The organism is Limnospira fusiformis SAG 85.79 (genome assembly GCF_012516315.1).
In the GTDB taxonomy this organism is placed as follows: domain Bacteria; phylum Cyanobacteriota; class Cyanobacteriia; order Cyanobacteriales; family Microcoleaceae; genus Limnospira; species Limnospira fusiformis.
This window is the reverse complement of record NZ_CP051185.1, coordinates 5,267,079-5,284,712: the sequence shown is the minus strand read 5'-3', so window position 1 is coordinate 5,284,712 and position 17,634 is coordinate 5,267,079. Positions and strand designations below refer to the sequence as shown.

The 17,634-nt window shown below is 44.9% G+C and carries 9 protein-coding genes and 7 pseudogenes; 11 read left to right on the top strand and 5 right to left on the bottom strand.

Features of this window, described 5'->3' with window-relative positions; all coding sequences use genetic code 11:
• Window positions 1-290: 290 nt before the first annotated feature.
• The 3 genes from HFV01_RS24685 (at window position 291) to HFV01_RS24675 (ending at window position 2,370) form a co-directional block, all read left to right on the top strand.
• Window positions 291-698 carry a response regulator gene (locus HFV01_RS24685; protein ID WP_193520470.1) on the top strand — a complete coding sequence of 136 codons (408 nt, stop codon included), beginning with the start codon at window positions 291-293 and terminating at the stop codon, window positions 696-698.
• A gap of 93 nt (window positions 699-791) precedes the next feature.
• Window positions 792-1,469 carry a 5'/3'-nucleotidase SurE gene (gene surE / locus HFV01_RS24680; protein WP_006621892.1) on the top strand — a complete coding sequence of 226 codons (678 nt, stop codon included), beginning with the start codon at window positions 792-794 and terminating at the stop codon, window positions 1,467-1,469.
• Window positions 1,470-1,641: 172 nt separating this feature from the next.
• Window positions 1,642-2,370 (top strand): biliverdin-producing heme oxygenase, encoded by a 729-nt coding sequence (locus tag HFV01_RS24675; RefSeq protein ID WP_006621891.1) that lies wholly within the window; start codon window positions 1,642-1,644, stop codon window positions 2,368-2,370.
• Window positions 2,371-2,401: 31 nt separating this feature from the next.
• Here HFV01_RS24675 and coaE read toward each other — a convergent pair whose 3' ends face one another.
• Window positions 2,402-3,013 carry a dephospho-CoA kinase gene (gene coaE / locus HFV01_RS24670; RefSeq protein WP_193521307.1) on the bottom strand — a complete coding sequence of 204 codons (612 nt, stop codon included), beginning with the start codon at window positions 3,011-3,013 and terminating at the stop codon, window positions 2,402-2,404.
• A gap of 108 nt (window positions 3,014-3,121) precedes the next feature.
• Between coaE and HFV01_RS24665 the strand changes: the two genes are divergently transcribed.
• The 4 genes and pseudogenes from HFV01_RS24665 to HFV01_RS24650 all read left to right on the top strand — a co-directional run bounded on the left by HFV01_RS24665 (window position 3,122) and on the right by HFV01_RS24650 (window position 10,979).
• The gene (locus tag HFV01_RS24665) at window positions 3,122-8,686 is read left to right on the top strand and encodes a CHAT domain-containing protein (RefSeq protein WP_193520469.1); all 5,565 of its coding nucleotides are present in this window, start codon (window positions 3,122-3,124) and stop codon (window positions 8,684-8,686) included.
• A gap of 142 nt (window positions 8,687-8,828) precedes the next feature.
• A pseudogene (locus tag HFV01_RS24660) lies at window positions 8,829-9,704 on the top strand (IS630 family transposase).
• Between the two features lie 17 nt (window positions 9,705-9,721).
• A pseudogene (locus HFV01_RS24655) lies at window positions 9,722-9,934 on the top strand (IS630-like element ISMae25 family transposase); the annotation flags it as partial.
• A gap of 111 nt (window positions 9,935-10,045) precedes the next feature.
• A pseudogene (locus HFV01_RS24650) lies at window positions 10,046-10,979 on the top strand (IS630-like element ISAtsp7 family transposase).
• Between the two features lie 134 nt (window positions 10,980-11,113).
• Here the strand turns inward: HFV01_RS24650 and HFV01_RS24645 are convergent.
• Both HFV01_RS24645 and HFV01_RS24640 read right to left on the bottom strand, forming a co-directional pair.
• A pseudogene (locus HFV01_RS24645) lies at window positions 11,114-11,990 on the bottom strand (IS630 family transposase).
• 59 nt (window positions 11,991-12,049) lie between these two features.
• A pseudogene (locus HFV01_RS24640) lies at window positions 12,050-12,887 on the bottom strand (reverse transcriptase N-terminal domain-containing protein); the annotation flags it as partial.
• A 369-nt stretch (window positions 12,888-13,256) separates the two neighbouring features.
• Between HFV01_RS24640 and HFV01_RS31240 the strand changes: the two are divergent.
• The 4 genes and pseudogenes from HFV01_RS31240 (at window position 13,257) to HFV01_RS24625 (ending at window position 15,397) form a co-directional block, all read left to right on the top strand.
• The gene (locus tag HFV01_RS31240; RefSeq protein WP_318286316.1) at window positions 13,257-13,379 is read left to right on the top strand and encodes a hypothetical protein; all 123 of its coding nucleotides are present in this window, start codon (window positions 13,257-13,259) and stop codon (window positions 13,377-13,379) included.
• Between the two features lie 539 nt (window positions 13,380-13,918).
• Window positions 13,919-14,086 carry a hypothetical protein gene (locus HFV01_RS24635; protein WP_193520468.1) on the top strand — a complete coding sequence of 56 codons (168 nt, stop codon included), beginning with the start codon at window positions 13,919-13,921 and terminating at the stop codon, window positions 14,084-14,086.
• Between the two features lie 443 nt (window positions 14,087-14,529).
• Entirely contained in the window at window positions 14,530-14,682 is a 153-nt protein-coding gene (locus HFV01_RS31235; protein ID WP_228116456.1) for a hypothetical protein, read from the top strand.
• Window positions 14,669-15,397: pseudogene (locus tag HFV01_RS24625) on the top strand (M48 family metallopeptidase). The gene HFV01_RS31235 and the pseudogene HFV01_RS24625 overlap by 14 nt, the downstream one beginning before the upstream one ends.
• Here the strand turns inward: HFV01_RS24625 and HFV01_RS24620 are convergent.
• Window positions 15,383-16,972, bottom strand: a complete 1,590-nt coding sequence (locus HFV01_RS24620) for an SBBP repeat-containing protein (RefSeq protein ID WP_193520467.1) — start codon at window positions 16,970-16,972, stop codon at window positions 15,383-15,385. The pseudogene HFV01_RS24625 and the gene HFV01_RS24620 overlap by 15 nt on opposite strands.
• 29 nt (window positions 16,973-17,001) lie before the next feature.
• A pseudogene (locus tag HFV01_RS24615) lies at window positions 17,002-17,394 on the bottom strand (zinc ribbon domain-containing protein); the annotation flags it as partial.
• Window positions 17,395-17,634 lie beyond the last annotated feature (240 nt).

Here is a 17,634-nt window from a genome sequence, read left to right as displayed (position 1 = left end):
TATATTTGGTAAGTAGTTGTACGGGAGGTCATTCAGTAAGGGACTCTGGGGGAACTAAAAGTCTGATGGCTGGTTACCGGACTGTTATGGGACTGGTTAGTAAAAAGTCATTGGTCAATAACCTGGGGTCGTGGGGTCGATAATTGATGATTGGATCATTAATCCTCCTCTCCCTGTCACCTGTTCTTGATTTCCTCCATTGATGGGATTGTGTGAAATTATCAAACTAGATTTATCGGATTGAATCGGTGTCGCACTATTCCTAGTTAATACACTGTGGGGACAAAATTATGATATTTGATATTTTATGGGTGGAAGAAAACCAGGATTTTAACTCAACTTTAGAGGATGCGATCGCCTTGGAGCAGTTTAATATTATCTGTGCAGAAGGCGGGAACTGGGCGGTGCAAATCGCTAAAGAAATCAAACCGCATCTCATTATCAGTAGTTTAAATTTGAGCGATCGCAATACCTATAGATTTATTCATCGGCTACAGCAGAATCAGAAAACCGCTGATATTCCCGTCATCCTAATTCAATCAGAATCGGCGGTTAGTTCTCTCTCCCTCGGTTTTCAATTAGCACGAAATCATTATGTGACTACTGCGAAAAACGTCAATAATTTGATTAAAACCATCTTTAATGACCTGAGCAGAAAATCTGCATATCGCTCAATTTTTATCCCATACGTTGCTTAATCTCATTTTATAGAAAAATCTTAATCGGGAAACCGGAAACCGGATCGGCACTTGTCGGTTAAAATGTAGGGACGGCAACCGGACTTCCTAAATATGACGATTATATTAACTAATGATGATGGAATTGATGCACCTGGAATTAAAGCCTTATCGGCCGCTGTAAAGAGTCCCTGCCTTTGGGTCGCTCCCCGCGATCACCTTTCCGGCTGTGGTCATCAAGTCACCACCGCTACCCCCATTAATATATCACGCCGTTCTCCCACTCATTATGCGATCGCTGGAACTCCTGCCGATTGTGTTCGCCTGGCCATTAGCCATTTATGTCCAGATTTGTCCTGGGTTCTCTCAGGGATTAATGCCGGGGGTAATTTAGGTGTTGATACCTACATATCTGGGACTGTAGCCGCTGTTAGAGAAGCCGCTATACATGGCATTCCGGCTATTGCTATTTCTCAGTATCGAAAAGGCGGTAAACCAGCCGACTGGGAACGCGCGACTCGCCTCACCCAAGCCGTCTTGGAAAACCTGCTTAATCAACCTTGTTTACCGCGCAGTTTCTGGAATGTCAATCTCCCCTATCTACAGCCAGAAGAACCAGACCCGGAAATGGTCTTCTGTACTCCCTCCTGTGACCCGCTTCCGGCTAAATATCAGGTGAATGGGGAACAATACCAATATATCGGAGATTATGGTCAACGCGATCGCACCCCTGGTACAGATGTAGATGTTTGTTTCAGCGGCAAAATTGCTATTAGTCAAATTTTCCTCTAAGCAACAGCGGTTTCTGGTACTCTCAATCTCTCCTGTCTACTATCTGTGACAATTCTTAACACTATTTTTAAGCAAATAGGTTTAAGGTAGAAAATCGGGCGGTATAATCAGCCGTTTCCCCAAGATAATACATCTGCTGTAAAATCTCGTTAACAGATCAAATAAATTTACTATGAGTGTTAATCTAGCCACCCAGTTGCGGGAAGGAACCAAAAAGTCCCACACCATGGCGGAAAATGTGGGTTTTATCAAATGCTTTTTAAGAGGGACAGTTGAGAAAACCTCCTATCGGAAATTAGCCGGGAATCTCTACTTTGTCTATACGGCAATGGAAGAGGAAATGGATCGCCATAAAAATCACCCCGTCCTCTCGAAACTATATTTTCCTGAGTTAAACCGCAAGTCTGCTATTGAGCAGGATTTATTGTTCTACTATGGTAGCAACTGGCGGGAGGAAGTTCAGCCTTCCGAAGCGGCTCAGACTTATGTGGCTAGAATTAGAGAGATTTCTGAGCAAGATCCGGTTTTGTTGATTTCTCACCTGTACACCCGTTATTTGGGAGACCTTTCGGGGGGACAAATCCTGAAAGGTATTGCTCAAACAGCGATGAATTTATCGGACGGTCAAGGAACTCAGTTTTATGAGTTTGACGAAATTCCTGATGAGAAGGAATTTAAGAACAATTACCGTCAGATCATGAATGATTTGCCGATTGACCAGGAAACAGCCGATCGCATTGTGGAGGAAGCTAACGCCGCTTTCGGAATGAACATGAAAATGTTTAATGAACTCGAAGGCAATTTGGTAAAAGCGATCGGAATTATGCTATTTAATAGCTTAACTCGCCGACGCGGTAAAGGTTCCACAGAACTAGCGACCGCTACTGACTCGGTGAACTAACGCCATAAGCAGGGGTGGGGTCAACTCTGAGTTAAACCCCTTCCCCTTTTAAGGCTCGATCGCACTGTTGATACAAGTGCTGTAGACTACCATCATTGTATATGATCACATCCGCGCGATCGCATTTTTCGCTCAAAGGCATTTGGCTATCAATTCTAGCTTGGATCTGTGTAGGAGTTAGGGAAGATCCATGTCGCTGGATAAGTCGCTGTTTTTGGGTAGACGGTGAACAGTACACCACCCAAATTTCCGTGACTAAATCAGTCATATTCGCTTCAAATAACAGAGGAATGGCTAAAACCGCCGTAGCTTCTGGTAAATGAGACTGTTTTTCTAGTTCTTGGCGTTTTTCCAGGAAGCGATCGCGCACAAAAGGATGGATTTGGCTTTCTACCCATTGCCTTTCCGTTAAGCTATTAAAGATAATATCCCCCAACTTGCCTCGATTTAAGCTACCATCGGGATATAGTAAATCTGAGCCGTAGCGAACCGCCAAAGTATTGAGAACAGGTGAGTTAGGCTCTACCGCTAGGCGAGAATAAATGTCCGCATCCCATATCGGTAGTTTATGGGTAGCAGCCAAATAGTTAGAAACAGTGGTTTTCCCCGTACCAATACCGCCTGTCAAGCCAATTAACCGCATGAGTGAGCCAATCAAATACTACAACTACCACTACAGAAGTGAAAATGGGGTGCGAAAAGGGAGGATATCATAAACTTGTAACCAGTTAGGGAAGGGGAGGAGATAATTATGAACCCAGTACACCATCTGCAGTTAGTGCTGATCCCGGTTTCCTGTGCCAGTTTGATGGTTCTGGATATCCTCTCCATTATACCACAAAACTTTTTCGATATCCGGTATAACAGAGCGATCGCTCAACCAATTGTACCCGAACCCAACAGCACCAACACCATTACCCATCAACAGGGAAACCAGACCAACATCACTGGGGGACAACTTTCGGGAAATGGGAGTAATCTGTTCCACAGTTTTACACACTTTAACGTAGAATCCGGCGCTGTGGCTAACTTTATTGCCACTCCCGAAATCCAAAACATCCTCACCCGTGTGGTGGGTGGGGATGCTTCCCGCATTAACGGACTTTTGCAGGTCACAGGCGGCGCTTCTAACCTGTTTTTAATCAACCCAGCCGGGATTTTATTCGGTGCGGGTGCGCGGTTAGATGTTCCAGGTTCCTTTACCGCTACTACCGCTTCTGGTATCGGTTTTGGCGATCGCTGGATGAGTGCGATCGGTGCAAATGATTATAGCACCCTAGTCGGCACTCCCAACGCCTTCGCCTTTGGGACTAATCCTGGTAGCATTGTCAACGCCGGAGAACTCGCCGTTACCCAGGGAGAACAAATCACCCTACTGGGGGGAACTGTCATCAATACCGGGTCACTGGTAGCTCCTGGGGGAGAAATTACCATGGCGGCGGTCGAAGGTGAAAATATCCTCCGCATTTCCCAAGCCGGACACCTTCTCAGTTTAGAAGTTAGTCCAGCCGCCTCCCCTGATGGATTATCAACTAATCTTACCCCCCTATCCTTGCCGGAACTACTCACCGGAGGGGACGAAAATTATGCCACCGGAGTCAATATTTTAGCTGATGGTCGCATACAACTAACTGGTTCTAATACCCCCATTACTCCTAATCCTGGAGTTGTGGCTGTGTCGGGAACCATCGACACCGACTCCACTATTTTTAACCATTCCCCCCAGATTAACATTTTTGGCGATCGCATCGGAATTTGGGGTGCGAATATCAGCGCCTCCGCACCAGATAACGGCGGTACAATTAGAATTGGAGGTGATTACCTCGGACAGGGTACTGTTCCTAATGCCATCTATACCCTCATCGATGATAATTCTACCCTAGCAGCCAACGCCACCACTAACGGAGATGGCGGCAGGATTATTATTTGGTCTGACGGACATACCCAATTTTCCGGCAATATTTCCGCACAAGGACAACACCAGGGAGGGTTTGTAGAAATCTCCGGTCTCGAAACTCTCAGCGTTGATGGTAGTGTCAATTTGCGCGGCGGAGATGGTAACTTAGGAACCCTACTTTTAGACCCTTTAAATATCAGGATTGTAGACTCCGAAGCCTCTCCCAATAATAATATCGACTTTGATGGTGTAGTCACCGCTGACCAAGGACCAGCAGAATATACCCTCTCCCAAACTACCTTGGAAAATTTAGCCGCTGATGCTGATATTACTCTGGAAGCACGAAATGATATTCGCATCGACCAGTTATCTAACCAAAAACTCGACTTGAGAACTACCACCGGAACCGTTACTTTCCGCGCTGATGCTAACGGAGATGGTCAGGGTTCTTTTATCATGCACAGTGGCGATACTATCTTAACTAGAGGTGGTAATCTCAATATTTTTGGTGTCAATATTGCTACCGGGAATATTAGAACCAGTGGCGGAGATGTTAATCTAACTGCTAGTGGTATTGGTCAGATTAATACCGGGGTTATATCTACTGCTAATAGTGACAATACAGGCGGTGATATTACTCTCCGTAGTAGCCAGGGTTCAATTACTACTAATAATCTGAAAACAGACGGGAGATTTTCCGGCGGTAATATTACTATTAATAGTGGTCGGCAAATTTTCACCGGTCCCCTATCTTCCCAGGCGACTGATACAACCGGAGTCGGGGGAAATATCCAACTAGAAGCCAGTCGGGAGATTTTTTTAGAGGGTATCAATACTTCTGGCTTTCGGGGTGGTGGTGATGTGTCTATTATTAGCGAAGGTAGTCGGATTATTATGGATGATACTAATAATCGGACGAGACCATCTCGGATTATTACCTCCTCCGTTAGGGGTGAGGGAGGCGATGTCTTGATTACCACTAGCGAGAGTATGGATTTAGGTGCGATCGACTCGCGCGGACGGCAATCTGGTGGTAATATTACTTTGGATGCTGGTATAGAAATTAGTGTGGGTGCTATCTCCACCGGGGTTTGGGATGGTCTACTATCTCCTGATACTACAGGGGGTAATATTATGTTGACGGGAGATACTATTAATCTTAATGGTGGTCTTTCCGGGAGTGGGTCTCTCTTATTACAACCTGCTTCACCAACCCAAGATATTAGGTTAGGTAGAAACTCGGGACTCTCTGCTAACTCTTCGCCAACAGGAGACCCTTTATCTCTGAATTTTAACAGCTTGGAATTGTCACAAATTACTAGGGGGTTTTCCGAGATTATTATTGGTAGGTCTGATTCTCAGGGGACTATTTATATTGAGGGAGATCTCAGGTTTCAAGACCCCGTGATGATGCGATCGCCTCAAGGTAGAATTATCGCCACTGGTGATGAAAGTTTACCCACCATTAGAGGTGTAGGGAATTCTAGCTTAACCTTAGAGGCGGAAAATGAGATTATTCTCGGAAATCTCGTGACAGAAGGTGGAGATATTAGCGTAATTAGTCAATCGGATATCATCCAAATAGAGGGAATCCACACCCTCCCAAATGGCTCTAATCAAGGCAATATTTTATTACGAGGTTCCGAAATTAATTTAGTCGGTGGTTCTCATTCAGTTCGTGGTAGCGGTTCTTTACGATTAGAATCCAGCCATTCCGGTCAAATCATGACTTTAGGAAGTGAGGAAAATACCACTGGTTTGGATATCAAGTTATCAGATATAGACGCTTTCGCGCCGGGGTTTGAAAGGATTATTATTGGTAGTCCTGATGGAAATAGTATCATAGAAATAGCTCAAGATATCACCTTTACCAGTCCCGTCTTATTACAATCTTCCAGTGATTTAGGTCAAATTATAGCTGAGGGAAATATTACCGGAATTGGTGATGCTTCCATCTCCTTACAAGCTGATGGTGATATCCGCATTCGTGACATTAATAGCAGTGGATTAAATATATACATTAATAGTGCTAGAGGTGAGGTGATTACCGGGAATTTGCAGTCGGGAGGTAATATTAATATACGGTCTCAAGGGAATATTCAGACCGGAGAACTTCGTTCTAATGCAAGTTTAGATAATCTGGCTTTTCGGACAATTGACCTCAGCAGTCAGCGGGGACAAATTACAGTTGATGGCAATATTTTGGGGGATGCAACCTTTTTAAGTCTCGTAGGTCGGGATGATATCCAAACCGGAAATATCACCGCCGGACGTGGTATGAGTTTAAATAGCGATCGCGGAACCATTACCACCGGAAATCTGCAAATAGCATCCCCTGACAGCCTCGACAGTAGCATTAATATCACCGCCTTGGGAAATATTAACACAGGTGATATCAGCACCGCTACCGACTCAGGAACAGGCGCAAATATTACCATTACCAGCCGCCAAGGAGGAGTACAAAGCCGTAATCTTAACACCTCCGGTTCCACCGCCGGAGGGTCTATAGTAGTACAAGCACAAGACCAGATTTTTCTAGGTGCTATTAACACCAATTCCTCCGAGGGAAATGCGGGTTCCGTCAGGCTAACGAGCGAGAATGATATTGAAGTCTCCCTAATTAATACCGAAGCCCAATTGCGGGGAGGTTCCCTAATAATTGACACCTCTCGATTTTTCCGAGTTACAGATACCTTTGAAGCCATGAATGATGTAGAAGCAAGTATCTCTACTATCGGTTCAACAGGTAGCGGGACAATTAGATTACCCGCTTTTTCCACCCCTCTAGTTATTGGTGATCCTAGTCAAAATGGGACCGCTGGAGCTATTACTGATGGTCAATTAACCGCTGGTGCAGATACTACAATTGTCGGCAATAATTTTGAGCAAAACTCAATTAGACAAACCACCGTTAACCAACCAGAAATTACCACTGAAAATCAAGATTTATCTGATGTAGAAACCACCGGATATTCTGTTTCTAGTATCCCCGAAAATTTAAGCAACAGTAACTCTAACACCTCCGACAGTGATCAGAATATCTCCGGTAACTCCAATCATGATGCAGAGTCACCCCTAATCAATTCCAACACCGAAGCCAACCCCGACATAGACCAGGCTGGAAACCTCGTAGTTCAGGTAGAACCAACCACCGTACCTACTGACCAAATGGCTCGTTCTCCCTTAGTTTCCTCAGTGTTGCAAATTGATTCATTCCGAGGTCGGGAATTTCTCAACTATTTCGGCTATAATCTCAGTAAAAACACCGTAGATGACCAAAGTATCCGTCAAACCCTCAGCGATATTGTCCGCATCACCAACTACAAACCCGCAATTATTTATGTGTCCATACAACCTGAAATACTAGAATTAAGATTGCTTTTACCCAATGGGGAAGCAGTGTTTAAAAGCGTGGCGGTTAATCGTGAGGAACTCCTACAAGTAGCGCGACAATTTAGCCATCAAATTCGCACCCCCCAAAATTTCCAAGATACTCAGTATAAAGAATCAGGACAACAATTATATAATTGGTTAATTGAACCCATCAAACAGGAGTTAGAAAAACATGGCATTGATATCCTAATTTTCTCAATGGATGCTGGTTTGCGTACCCTCCCCCTAGCCGCATTATATGACGGGGAACAGTTCCTAATAGAAAACTATAGCCTCAGTCTGATTCCTAGCCTCAGTCTAACTGATACCAGTTATGTTAACCTGCAAAATGCTAGGGTTTTGGCTATGGGTGCTTCTAAGTTTCCTAATTCTAACCTAGATCCTTTACCAGCAGTTCCCCTAGAATTAGATTTGATTGTTGGCAATATTTGGCCAGGTCAAGCCTTTTTAAATGAGGAATTTACCATAGCTAATCTGAAATCCCAAAGGGAACAGGGAGAATATAAAATTGTTCACCTAGCAACTCATGGAGAATTTGTATCTGGGGGTGCTGACCGTTCTTATATTCAATTTTGGGACCAAAAGCTATGGTTAAATCAACTGCGAGAGTTACGACTAAATCAACCTCCGGTAGAATTATTGGTATTGAGTGCTTGTACTACGGCTGTGGGGGATGAAAAAGCGGAATTGGGATTTGCTGGACTAGCTGTTCAAGCTGGGGTGAAGTCGGCTATGGCTAGTTTATGGTATGTTAGTGATGCGGGAACTTTGGGATTAATGACGACATTCTATAATGCTCTAACTGCTACTCCCATTAAAGCAGAAGCTCTCCGACAGTCTCAATTAGCGATGTTAAATGGTCAGGTACGTTTAGAAAATGGTTACCTACTTAGTCAGACTAACATGAACACTCGTCGCGGTGATATATCAACTCCAGTCCCCCAAGAATTAGCCAAACAAAACCCTGTTGATTTATCTCATCCTTTTTACTGGGCTGGGTTTACTCTTATTGGTAGCCCTTGGTAATAATATATAGTAGGGTGCGTCAGACCAGGCGACACCGATAAGAACCGGAGAACTGATAAACTGACGCACCAGGTATCTATAGCATAAGACAGAACACTTAGGACGTATAATGGAGAGGACGAGATGACTAAGAAGACCAAAAATGCCAGCCCCCTATAGTTATGACCTCAGACAAAAAGTTATTGATGCCATTGAACTAGACGGTATGCCCAAAACATAAGCCAGTCAAGTTTTCCATGTCAGCAGGAACACCATTAATCTCTGGCTGCAAAGAAAAGCACAGACCGGAGACTTCCTCCCTAAACCTCATCACCGACCTGGCAATAACCACAAAATTACCGACTGGCAAAAATTCAAGGCTTTTGCCCAAGAGCATGGCGATCAAACCTCCGCTCAAATGGCTGAACTTTGGGATGACGACATCTCTCCTCGCACCATATCCAGAGCCTTGAAGAAAATTGGCTTCACCAGAAAAAAAACTTACGGCTACCAAGAACGTGATGAGCAACAGCGAGAGGAGTTTATGGCTCAGATTGAACAGATGGAGCCACAAGAAGTGGTCTACCTCGATGAAGCCGGCATGAATAGTCAGGACTCGGATTACCCTTATGGTTACTGCGAGGAAGGAAAACGCTTCCATGCCCTCAAATCAGGGAAGAGGCAGGGCAGGGTGAGCTATATGGCCCCATGGTGTCATCAACAACTCTTAGCCCCCTTTAGCTTTGAGGGTTGTTGTAATCGGACAGTGTTTGAGTTGTGGTTGGAGTTCATCTTAATTCCAACACTGAAGCCAGGTCAGACTCTAGTGCTAGACAATGCAACGTTTCATAAAGGGGGACGGATTCCTGAGCTAGTGGAGGCGGCTCAATGCCGTTTGCTCTATCTACCACCTTATTCGCCAGACCTCAACAAGATAGAGAAATGTTGGTCGTGGTTGAAAGCCCGCATTCGCCATTGTATTGAGCAGTTTGATTCTCTCCATGATGCCATGGATTCCGTTCTCAAAACTGCGTCCTAACCACCTTGACTAATGCTATAGCTGAGACTGAGTTATCGGTGTTGAGCCAACAGTGTTTGAAGCGACGTTTAGAAAGTGCCGAGAAGCTCGAACGCGAAGTAGTGGCGTGGCAGCAAGAGCGTAATGAGAAGCGAGCCCAAGTGAGTTGGCAATTTACGACCGAAGATGCACGAGTGACTCTGCGTCATCTTTACCCAAGGTTTGAGGAGGTCTCGTCCTCCTCAAACTAATGCACTATTTTAAGCGTGTCATGCCACTACAAGGTTATTTACAGCCTTTACACAAAACACAAAGTACGGTATAATGTATGGCTATTGTATAAGTGATCACAACCAACTACCATGAGCCGTTACTCTTTAGATTTTCGGAAAAAGATAGTAGAAGCCTATGAAAAAGGAGACACTTCTATCCGAAAAGTAGCGAAACGCTTTTTGGTGAGTCCAGACACGGTAAGGCGACTGGTCAAACAGTATCGATTAACGGGAGACTTATCTCCTCGTAAGTGTGGCACTAAAAAGAAAAGCATTTTATCTAAGCATGAGGAAGCCGTGATAGATATTGTAGAAGCCCACCCCGACCTGACCTTATGGCAATATAGTGATAAGCTCAGAGACAAGCTGGGCATAAATGTCAGTACGACCATGATAGATAGATTTTTAAAGCAGCACGATATAAGTCTCAAAAAAAACATACAGGAGCGAAAAAGTAGTAACAGAAGAAGTACAGAAAGCGCGAGTAGATTATTGGTAAATAATTAGAGATGTGGCTCCTGAAAAGCTTGTGTTTATTGATGAAAGTGGGTTATGGGTAGGGATGAGCAGACCGTTAGCCAGAGCTACGAAAGGGAAAAAAGTCTATGAACTGCGGAAATCCTATCGAGGTCAAAAAATGACAATAATTGGTGCAATTAAGCTCTCCGGAGTGGTAGCGACTCAAACATTAGAAGGGTCAATGAAAAAAGAGGATTTTCTCCAATTCATCAAGTTAGATTTATTGCCAAAATTAAAAAAAGGAGATGTAGTGGTAATGGATAACTGAAATTCTCATCATCGAGAAGAAGTCAAAGAAATGATAGAGTCAGTAGGAGCCAGGGTAGAATATCTGCCGGTGTATTCCCCTGAGTTTAACCCGATAGAGATGATGTGGTCACAGCTCAAAAGTGTAGTGTGCAAGTTCAGGACGGAGACCATGGAATTATTAGTGAGATTGGTAGAAGTGGCGGTAAGCCTTGTGGATTTACAGTGTTTGAATAACTGGTTTACCAAGTGTTGTTAATGTGCTTAATGATTGAGAGAAAGGCTGTAATTAGATACCTGGTGCGTCAGTTTATCAGTTCTCCGGTTCTTATCGGTGTCGCCTGGTCTGACGCACCCTACAAGGTTATTTAATTATAGCATTAGTCAAGGTAGTTAGGACGCAGCTTTGAGAACGGAATCCATGGCATCATCGAGAGAATCAAACTGCTCACGTGCAGTGGCGAATACGGGCTTTCAGCCACGACCAACATTTCTCTATCTTGTTGAGGTCTGGCGAATAAGGCGGAAGATAGAGTAAACGGCATTGAGCTGCCTCCACCAGTTCAGCAATCCGTCCCCCTTTATGAAACGTTGCATTGTCCAATACTAGAGTCTGACCTGGCTTCAATGTTGGAATTAAGATGAACTCCAACCACAACTCAAACACTGTCCGATTACAACAACCCTCAAAGCTAAAGGGAGCTAAGAGTTGTTGATGACACCATGCGGCTATCATACTTACCCTGCCCTGCCTCTTCCCTGATTTGAGTGCATGGAAGCGTTTTCCTTCCTCGCAGTAACCATAAGGGTAATCCGAGTCCTGACTATTCATGCCGGCTTCATCGAGGTAGACCACTTCTTCCGGCTCCATCTGTTCAATCTGAGCCATAAACTCCTCTCGCTGTTACTCATCACGTTCTTGGTAGCCGTAAGTTTTTTTTCTGGTGAAGCCAATTTTCTTCAAGGCTCTGGATATGGTGCGAGGAGAGATGTCGTCATCCCAAAGTTCAGCCATTTGAGCTGCTGTTTTGTCGCCATGCTCTTGGGCAAAAGCCTTGAATTTTTCCCAGTCAGTAATTTTGTGGTTATTGCCAGGTCGGTGATGAGGTTTAGGGAGGAAGTCTCCGGTCTGTGCTTTTCTTTGCAGCCAGAGATTAATGGTGTTCCTGCTGACATGGAAAACTTGACTGGCTTCTGTTTTGGGCATACCGTCTAGTTCAATGGCATCAATAACTTTTTGTCTGAGGTCGTAACTATAGGGGGCTGGCATTTTGGGTCTTCTTAGTCATCTCGTCCTCTCCATTATACGTCCTAAGTGTTCTGTCTTGTGCTATATCTTATTAGGTTGACCTGGGTGGTTGTTCCTTTATTCGGATACATTTCTTTAACTAGCCTTTCCATACCATCCAGTGCGATGTTGGCTAGGAGTGGACTTATTACCCCTCCTTGGGGTGTCCCTGCTTCTGTATCCTCGAATACGCCGTTATCTAGCACACCCGCTTTGAGCCATTGTTTCAGGTCTCTCTTCAGGCTGCTTGGACAATTAATTTTTGACAGTAGATAATCATGGTTTATTCGGTCAAAACACTTCGTTATATCCGCGTCTAACACATAGTATTCATCTTTGTTAATACTCTGAAAAATTCGTGCTATTGCATCTTGGGCAGACCTACCCGGTCTAAACCCATAACTAGTGCCTTCAAATCTCGATTCCCATTCAGGTTCGAGAGCCGATTTAACCAAGGCTTGCCTCGCTCTATCTTGGATTGTGGGTATTCCCAGGGGGCGTTTTTCATCCCTACCGGGTTTTGGAATCCACACTCGTCGCAGTGGTTTTGCTTTGAGGTTTCCTTTAATGTTCTCAACAAGTTCAAACCTTTGCCTTGGAGAGATTGCTCTCATTCCATCGACACCGGCTGTTTTCTTGCCTTGATTATCTTGGGTCACTCGCCGCACTGCTAAGAGTCGGGCATAATATGACTTCACCAGTAGACGTTGCAACCTTCGTGCCTTTGCGTCTTGTCCCGATTTAGCTGCTTGAAATATCCTCTTTTGGAGCTTGAAAACTTTTCTCTGAACTTTCGCCCAGGGAATTTGTTTCCATACAAACGCACGTCTTGATTGGCTTCGATTTCTCAAAACCTTTCTTTAAACTCGCTTTCGTCATAGTAACTCCTACTAGACTCTATTCTTTACAATCAAACCGTGACCCGTTAGCATATCCCTACCATTACAGTCGGGCATTAGCTTCTGGTCACATCTCACCCCCTAATAGGCTTACGCTTACACTTTCACTACTAACTTTCTCGACCAGATTGTTAGAGCCTAAAAGGGGTTACAACGTTCCGTTTATATGGGCATTCCATCTTTAGACTTGTCCTATCCACCGGGGTACTTTTAAAGGTCTGTGTAGGTGATGATAGAATTACCCTACTTTTTCCCTTTCTCTTTTGAGTGCAGCGTATCAACCTGTTTCGCTACTAAATAATTACGATGGTTCAAGTCGGAGCATTCAGATTTCCTTAGTCATGGATGGTTGGCAGTGGTCGCGTCTGGCAGTAGGTTCTACTTTACGCCTTCCGTTCCCCGCTTCAATCCTGGGGTTGTGATTCCCAAAACTGGGGGTGGCTATCGCCGTTACTCTCGACGCAATTGTTAAGGAATCATTAAGATTTCCAATTTTGCGTTTTGACCCCGAGTTCCCTGCCTTGTTTTGGTAGGGGTCGAGAGGGAAGTCGCCTTCCCCCACTCCCATTCAAAACCGTGCTTGATACTTTCGCATCACACGGCTCCTGATGTAGATACCCCTTGGCAACGGGAACAGAGTTACCAACCCCTGCTTTTGTACTTCAACTTTTGGAGCTAAATACAACATCGTAGTGTTTAAACTCGCTTTCGCCGTTAAACTCCTGTTGATTGCAGTAACTATATCTACACCGTGACTAGTGGGCATATCCTAACCATTACAATTAGGCTTTGGCTTTCAGTCACATCCCTTCCCCTTAAAGGCATACGATTACACTTTCACTACTCAACAAGATGTACTTGTCGAGAGCCTAAAAGGGGTTTAAACGTTCCGTTTATACGGGCATTCCATCTTTAGATTTGTCCTATCCACCGGGGTACATTAAAGGTCTGTGCACAACTTTCGTTGCTTCTGGGTAGTATATACAAACCCCCACTTTTCCCCTTGTTCTTTTGAACGCAGCGTGTCAACCTATTTCGCTACTTTATATTGACGATGGTTCAAGCCGGACATTCGGTTTCCCTAATCATGGATGGTTGGCAGTGGTCTCGTTTCTGGTGTTGGGTTACACCTCGGAACCTTCCGTTCCCCGCTTCAATCTGACGGGTTGTGAATCCTGAAATTGGGGGTGGCTATCGCCGTTACTCTCAACGTCCTGATTTCTCAGTTTGTTTATGACCTTGAGTCCCCTGCCTTGCTTAGATTTCTCCAAGCGTCGGGACATATAAACAGTTATGGGATGGTCAGGAATATGAATTCCTTATATTCCACCAAGGGGTGAAAGTCCCATTAGGAGGTTATTTCGGGCATCGCAGCCCTATTTCACTCCTAAACGTTTCGCACGTATATTTCTATACTAAACGTCGGGACATATAAACAGTTATGAGGATGGTCAGGAGTTCGCTCCTTATATTCAACCAAGGGGTTGAAATCCTCACCAGGCGGTTATTTCGGGTATTGCAACCCTATTTCATGCCTGAACGTCTCGCACTCAATACCCTATTTTAGCAATGTCACGCCACTAGGCAAAAATGAAGCCTTAGGCCTCAAGATTGATCAGGTCGTGATCACCACCAAAAAAGACAACTGGATTGGCAACCGTTTCCCAGAAATCGAGGTAAAAAATGCCCTTAATGCCGTCCTAGTTGATGCTAAAGTAGACCTACCCGTTGACACCATTTTAGAGTTAATTAAACAGCAACATGACTACCAGTAAATCTCCCACAGATTACCAGATAACCATTGCTCAAATTCCCGTGCAAGTGATTCGCAAATCGATTAAAAATCTGCATATTGGAGTCTATCCCCCAGAGGGTCGGGTGCGGGTAGCTGCGCCGCTTCACTTCACTGATGATAATATCCGACTGGCGATTATCTCCCGCCTATCTTGGATTAAAAAACACCAGGCAAAATTCGCCGCCCAACCCCGTCAATCCCCGCGATAAATGGTATCCGGCGAAACTCATTATATCTTCGGTAAACGCTACGGCTTAGAATTCATAGAACGCCGAGGGAAACATGAACTTAAAATTCCCAATTCTCGGATAGTGCAATTATTCGTTAATCCCGGAACTTCTCGGGACAATCGCGCCCAAGTTTTAGCCGAATGGTATCGGCAAAAATTCCATGATATTATACCACAATTGCTGAATAAATGGCAACCCATTATCGGGGAAAATGTGACCGATTGGGGGATTAAGAAAATGCGGACTAAATGGGGGAGTTGTAATATCACTCAGCGCCGCATTTGGCTAAATTTAGAACTCGCAAAAAAGCCCATAGAGTGCTTGGAATATGTGGTAGTTCATGAGTTAGTACATCTCTTAGAACGTTATCATAATCACCGTTTTCAGGCTTATATGGACGAGTATCTTCCCCCATGGCGACAATATCGAGATATTCTGAACCGGGAACCCTTAGAAGACTTCTAAATCTGCCGGAACCGGAGCATAATGACCATCAACGGTCAACTGAAAACCGTCATAGTTACCATCTTGATTAAAGTACCACATAAAATCCGGGTCAGGACCGGGAGCATACCAGAGAATATCTGTGATTCCCGAACCATTAAAGTCGCCCGCTATGGGAATATAATAACCATTAATCATGAACAAACGACTCCCATAACTACCATCTGCATGAAAGTACCACATAAAATCCGGGTCAGGACCGGGAGCATACCAGAGAATATCTGTGATTCCCGAACCATTAAAGTCGCCCGCTATGGGAATATAATCACCGTTGAGAGGTAACAATGGGTCGATAAATTCCGGTGGCGGCGGTACAGGTTCCGCTACAGTCCCATCGACTATCACCCTAACAAAGGCATTTCCGGCCATATAAATAGACCCATCAATTCCCGTGGTGAGGTCATTAACTGTGTCCCGGTCATTGCTGGCTAACAGCCTTGTCCACGCCAAAGCGCCATCAGTTTCGTATTTGGCGATAAACCCATCGGAGTAACCACGATTCATTTCCTCAGCCAGGTTGCCTTGAGTCCAACCCGCCATATAAATAGACCCATCAAGGCCGGTGGTGAGGGCATTGGCTTGGTCAGCATTAGGGGTTCCCAACTGTGTTGTCCATACCAGAGCCCCATCCTCCGGTTCGTATTTGCTGATTAAGGCATTTCCGCCACGACTAAAAATTTCCTCGTTGATGTCGCCCTCGGTTAGACCAGCGACATAAATAAACCCATCAATTCCGGTGGTCAAGGCATGGGCTGCCCCCCAACCATTGCTTCCCAACAGTCTCGTCCATACCAGAGTCCCATCAGGTTCGTATTTGGCAATAAAGCCATCAGCACCACTCTGATTAATTTCCCCATTCAGGTCGCCCCAAGTCTCACCCGCCATATAAATAGACCCATCAAAGCCAGTGGTGAGGGCTCTGGCACCATCCCAATTACTGGTTCCTAACAGCCTTGTCCATGTCAGAGTCCCATCGGGTTCGTATTTGCTGATAAAGGCATCCGTGCCACCATTATTTATTTCCCCACCTAGGTCGCCCCTAGTAAAGCCAGCTACATAAATGGACCCATCAAGGCCGGTGGTGAGGGCATGGGCTATTTCCGACCTATTGCTTGCTAACCGGGTTGTCCATACCTGGCTGCCATCGGGTTCATACCGGGCGAGAAATACATCGTTTTCATTACTGGGAATTTCGTATGGCTGTCGAGGAATTTCTACAATCTGGTCACTCCGAGTCCAACCCGCCATATAAATAGACCCATCAAGGCCGGTGGTGAGGGCATTGCCATAAGAGTTAGAATAATTACCTCCCAACAGTCTTGTCCATACCAGAGTCCCATCGGGTTCATATTTGACAATGAAGCTATCAGTACCACTCTGATTGATTTCTCCATTCAGGTCCTCTCTAGTAGAACCTGTTATATAAATAGACCCATCAAGGCCGGTGGTGAGGGCATTGCCACCAGTTCCATAACTGGTTTCCAGTAGCCAGGTCTGGCTGAACTCTGGTGGCGTTGAAATCTGTACTGTTAGCATCTGTACTGTTAGCAGTTGTTCTGATACATTTACGCGACATTTTTCCGGCTGTTCCCTGACAATGCGACGATAGCACTATTACCCGTTAAGGTAACAGAGGCGGTATCCCGCAAAGCTTTTAGAAAGATTCCAAAAGCACCGTTCCAGTCCCGTGGTAGAGTGAACCCGCACTCAGGACATCGGAACACTTTTGAGCCACCTAGCTGGGAATGGACATGACCACAGTGAGTACAGGTTTTGCTGGTGTATTCTTCGGTCACATCTACAACTGTTCAGTTATTTCCGCGCTTATGTCTCAGGGTTAGTTTGAATCGATAATGCGCCCATGTCAGCATGGCTCGGGCAGTCTTAGACCTGATTAGACGCTTCACCTTGGCAACCATATTGGAAGTCTCGAAGGTGGGCAAAAAAATCAGGCTGTGTTATGGGATGGCCAGGGATGCGACCCAATCAAGCAAGGGGTTGAAGTCCTCACCGGGTAGTCCCCACGCCCATTTCAGCTCTATTTCATACCCGAAGGTCTCGCACCATACTTGGTATTATACCGTATTGCCGTAAAATGTTAACCTAATTTGAGATTAAATCATGCTCCTACCGAGATTAATTCCCTATCATCGGTTACAGGATTTATATCATTCGATGACTCAATCATCTGGGTATCC

Bases quoted from the DNA above. Each gene is read 5' to 3' on its own strand.
- HFV01_RS24685 (WP_193520470.1), top strand. From the start codon at position 291: ATGATATTTGATATTTTATGGGTGGAAGAAAACCAGGATTTTAACTCA.
- surE (WP_006621892.1), top strand. From the start codon at position 792: ATGACGATTATATTAACTAATGATGATGGAATTGATGCACCTGGAATT.
- HFV01_RS24675 (WP_006621891.1), top strand. From the start codon at position 1,642: ATGAGTGTTAATCTAGCCACCCAGTTGCGGGAAGGAACCAAAAAGTCC.
- coaE (WP_193521307.1), bottom strand. From the start codon at position 3,013: ATGCGGTTAATTGGCTTGACAGGCGGTATTGGTACGGGGAAAACCACT.
- HFV01_RS24665 (WP_193520469.1), top strand. From the start codon at position 3,122: ATGAACCCAGTACACCATCTGCAGTTAGTGCTGATCCCGGTTTCCTGT.
- HFV01_RS24620 (WP_193520467.1), bottom strand. From the start codon at position 16,972: ATGCTAACAGTACAGATTTCAACGCCACCAGAGTTCAGCCAGACCTGG.